Source organism: Mesorhizobium sp. M7A.F.Ca.CA.002.09.1.1 (genome assembly GCF_003998555.1).
GTDB classification, from domain to species: domain Bacteria; phylum Pseudomonadota; class Alphaproteobacteria; order Rhizobiales; family Rhizobiaceae; genus Mesorhizobium; species Mesorhizobium ciceri.
Genome location: NZ_RZRR01000855.1, coordinates 1 through 2,414, shown reverse-complemented (window position 1 = coordinate 2,414; position 2,414 = coordinate 1). Strand labels below are relative to the sequence as shown.

Sequence of the window (2,414 nt, the reverse complement as noted above, 5' to 3'; positions counted from 1 at the left end):
GGGCAGGGGTGACGACGATCCTCAATCCGGCCCCTGCGGCAAAGCTTCCCGACCGCATCTACACGCTCTGCGACTACTTCACACCCAACGAGACCGAGACGGAGGAACTGACCGGGATGAAGGTGTCCTCGGTCGACGAGGCGCGAGCCGCTGCGGACAGTCTGCTCGAAAAGGGCGTCGGCACAGTCATCGTCACGCTCGGCGACAAGGGCGCGCTTTTGCACTCGAAAAATCGCTCCGACCATGTTCCAGCCGTCAGTGCCGGCCCGGTGGTCGAAACCACGGGGGCAGGCGATGCCTTCAATGGCGGGCTTGCGGCAGCACTTTCGAGGGGCGTGGAACCGCTGCAGGCGGTGCGCTTCGCTTGCGCCGTCGCCGGAATCTCGGTGACCCGGCCAGGGACTGCGCCATCCATGCCGACGCTGCAGGAGGTCGAGGCGCTGCTGGCGAGAGGATGATCTTGCGCGGCAAGACGTCTGCACGGGCCGAACGGACCTGAGTGACCTCAGGTCTCTTGGACCTCAGGTCTCTTGCAAGACAACATTTTTGACAATCAATGTCGACATTTCTCCAAAGCCAAGGGCTTGATACCCTTGAGAGAAATGGCGCGAGTGACGGGGCTCGAACCCGCGACCTCCGGCGTGACAGGCCGGCACTCTAACCAACTGAGCTACACCCGCGCATGGCGAACACGTGTCAGCCGTGTTCGTCGTTGGGGCGCTGGATAAGGGGTTCGCCACCGGGTGTCAAGCGCACCAAACCATCATAACAGCAAACAGGAGAAGGTTTTTTGACAGCCGGCGTTTTGTTGGCAAAACCGGCATCCAACCAGGGCGTCCTGCGCTCATTTGGCCTTGCGAAGCGGACCCTGACCGCTTAAAGGTCCGGCCCGGAGCGGGCGATTAGCTCAGTTGGTAGAGCGCTTCGTTTACACCGAAGATGTCGGCGGTTCGAGCCCGTCATCGCCCACCATTCACACGATCTCCGGTGCGCACGATCTCCGGTGCGGTTGTCAGCCGTTTGGCGACATAGATGCTGTGGTCCGGCAATCCCGGCTCCCGCAACACCGCGAATCCGATGGCCCTGTAGAAGCGCAGCGCGTTGTGATTGTCCGGCATCACTTCGAGGCAAAGCCCGCGTGAACCGAGCGCGGCGAGCCTTTGCTCGAGAAAAGCCATCGCCCGCCGGCCGATGCCTTTGCCACGCGCTTGCGACAAAAGGTCGATATGACCGTGCGAAGGGTAGGCAGCCAGGGCCGGCGGAATGGTGAAGTCGCGATGATGGATCTGGTGGCGAGCCCAGTCGCTGCCGCTCCAGCGTGCGCGGTCGGGTCCGGGATCGGTCACCTGCGCGCGAAGGCGCGGATACCACTTTGCTGCCAGGCCTGCATTGAAAGCCTTTGTGTCTTTTGCACCCAGCAGATAGCCCGCGGCGCCCGTTGGCCCATCGACGATGAAAGCGAGGTCGGGCTCCAGCACCTGGTAGGGGATGGTGTAGATCTGGCCCAACAGATCCGGAGCGTCTTCGCGACCGGTTGCATCCTGGCCGGCATCACCGGTCTTGAGGCAGATCATGGCAAGTGCTGGATGGTCGGCCTCGGTCGCCTGGCGCAGGAAGAAGCCATCGCCGAAATCGATGATCATGGCGGAACGAGCCGGAAATCGCTGCCTTCGGGCAGCAACTGGCCACCATCGACGACGATGGTCGTGCCGGTGATGTAACTGGCATCGTCCGAGGCGAGGAACAGGAAGGCATTGGCGACGTCGCGCGGGCTGCCGAGGCGGCCAAGCGGGATGGAATCCTCCATGTTCTTGATGAACGCCTCGCCGCGATGCAGCTCGATCGCTTCGGTCAGGATGTTGCCGGGCTCGACGCCGTTGACGGTGATGCCGTAGCCGGAGAATTCCAGTGCCGCGGCGCGGATGAAGCCGTTGATGCCGGCCTTGCTGGCCGAATAGTGGCCATGGCCCGGGCTGGTGACATGCGGACCGGTGATGGAGGAGGTGTAGAGCATGCGGCCGAAGCGTTGCGCCTTCATCGGCACCAGGGCCGCGCGGCTGGCATTGAAGGTGCCGCGCAGATTGACCGCCATGACGCGGTCCCAGTCGTCGGCGCTGGTGTTCTCGATCAGCTGCCAGGGATAGATGCCCGCATTCTGCACGATGATGTCGAGACGGCCATGCTGCTTCAGCGCCAGCGCCACGGCGGCCTTGGCGTCGCTCATTTGCGAGATGTCGGTGCGGATGAAGGGGACGCCCAACTCGCCAGCGGTCGCTTGCCCGGCCTCGACTTCGGTGTCGGCGAGCACCAGCCGCGCCCCCTCTTCGGCAAAGCGGAGCGCAATGCCCTTGCCGATGCCGCGGGCGGCGCCGACGATGAGCGCCACCTTGTCTTTTAGCCGTCCTGTCATGCGA

The 2,414-nt window shown here is 63.5% G+C and carries 3 protein-coding genes and 2 tRNA genes; 2 read left to right on the top strand and 3 right to left on the bottom strand.

All coding sequences use genetic code 11. The annotated features are described in order from the left end of the window. The coding region (locus EN994_RS27340; protein ID WP_206530512.1) for a PfkB family carbohydrate kinase at window positions 1–458 on the top strand (458 nt) is incomplete at its 5' end. Between the two features lie 145 nt (window positions 459–603). Here EN994_RS27340 and EN994_RS27335 read toward each other — a convergent pair. Then, a tRNA-Asp gene (locus tag EN994_RS27335) sits at window positions 604–680 on the bottom strand. A gap of 216 nt (window positions 681–896) precedes the next feature. Between EN994_RS27335 and EN994_RS27330 the strand changes: the two genes are divergently transcribed. Continuing rightward, a tRNA-Val gene (locus tag EN994_RS27330) sits at window positions 897–972 on the top strand. Here the strand turns inward: EN994_RS27330 and EN994_RS27325 are convergent. Next, a complete protein-coding gene (locus tag EN994_RS27325; RefSeq protein WP_063167794.1) occupies window positions 960–1,643 on the bottom strand; it encodes a GNAT family N-acetyltransferase in 684 nt (227 codons plus the stop codon). The genes EN994_RS27330 and EN994_RS27325 overlap by 13 nt on opposite strands. After that, the gene (locus tag EN994_RS27320; protein ID WP_063167795.1) at window positions 1,640–2,410 is read right to left on the bottom strand and encodes an SDR family NAD(P)-dependent oxidoreductase; all 771 of its coding nucleotides are present in this window, start codon (window positions 2,408–2,410) and stop codon (window positions 1,640–1,642) included. The genes EN994_RS27325 and EN994_RS27320 overlap by 4 nt, the downstream gene beginning before the upstream one ends. Window positions 2,411–2,414 lie beyond the last annotated feature (4 nt).

What these genes read in the sequence shown, in the direction of transcription:
- EN994_RS27325 (WP_063167794.1), bottom strand. Translation starts at nt 1,643, where the DNA reads ATGATCATCGATTTCGGCGATGGCTTCTTCCTGCGCCAGGCGACCGAG.
- EN994_RS27320 (WP_063167795.1), bottom strand. Translation starts at nt 2,410, where the DNA reads ATGACAGGACGGCTAAAAGACAAGGTGGCGCTCATCGTCGGCGCCGCC.